Annotated in this window: 1 protein-coding gene; it reads right to left on the bottom strand. The window is 52.6% G+C overall.

The annotated features are described in order from the left end of the window. Entirely contained in the window at positions 1-1,224 is a 1,224-nt protein-coding gene (gene tuf, locus MIB40_RS19415; protein ID WP_249697154.1) for an elongation factor Tu, read from the bottom strand.

The raw sequence follows: 1,224 nt of genomic DNA, 5'->3' as shown, positions 1-1,224 counted from the left end.
TTACTCGACGATTTTAGCTACAACACCAGCACCTACGGTACGACCACCCTCACGGATAGCGAAACGCAGACCTTCGTCCATAGCAACAGGTGCGATCAGAGTTACAGCCATCTGAACGTTATCACCCGGCATTACCATCTCAACACCCTCTGGCAGCTCAACAGCACCAGTGATGTCAGTAGTACGGAAGTAGAACTGGGGACGATAGCCTTTAAAGAATGGAGTGTGACGACCACCCTCATCTTTGCCCAGTACGTATACTTCAGCTTCAAACTTGGTGTGAGGATTGATGCTGCCTGGAGCCGCCAATACCTGACCACGCTCTACGTCGTCACGCTTGGTACCACGAAGCAGAACACCAACGTTCTCACCGGCACGACCTTCGTCAAGCAACTTACGGAACATCTCAACACCAGTACAGGTAGTCTTGGTAGTTTCCTTGATACCGACGATTTCGATCTCTTCACCAACCTTGACGATACCACGCTCAACACGGCCGGTTACTACAGTACCACGACCGGAGATTGAGAAGACGTCCTCGATAGGCATAATGAAAGCACCATCGATAGCACGCTCAGGCTCAGGAATGTAAGAGTCCAGAGTCTCAACCAGCTTCTTAACAGCGGTAGTACCCAGCTCGTTATCATCCTGACCGTTCAACGCCATCAGCGCAGAACCAGGAATGATTGGCGTGTCGTCACCAGGGAACTCATACTGATCAAGCAGCTCACGCAGCTCCATTTCAACCAGCTCAAGCATTTCTGCGTATTCTTCGCTGTCGGCGCCGCCGCAATCTTCAGCCAGCAGGTCAGCCTTGTTCAGGAAGACTACGATGTAAGGCACACCAACCTGACGAGACAGAAGGATGTGCTCACGAGTCTGAGGCATAGGACCGTCAGTCGCACCACACACCAGGATAGCGCCATCCATCTGAGCAGCACCGGTGATCATGTTTTTGACGTAGTCGGCGTGGCCGGGGCAGTCAACGTGCGCGTAGTGACGCTCTGGAGAATCGTATTCAACGTGAGAGGTCGCGATGGTGATACCACGCTCGCGCTCTTCAGGGGCGTTATCGATCTGATCAAACGCCTTCAGCTCACCACCCCAGATCTCGGCACATACGCGAGTCAGAGCAGCTGTCAGAGTAGTTTTACCGTGGTCAACGTGACCGATAGTACCCACGTTTACGTGGGGCTTATTACGCTCAAAAGTTTCCTTAGCCAT

Origin of the sequence: Aestuariirhabdus haliotis (assembly GCF_023509475.1) — a bacterium.
GTDB lineage: Bacteria > Pseudomonadota > Gammaproteobacteria > Pseudomonadales > Aestuariirhabdaceae > Aestuariirhabdus > Aestuariirhabdus haliotis.
This window is presented reverse-complemented; position numbering and strand designations above follow the sequence as displayed.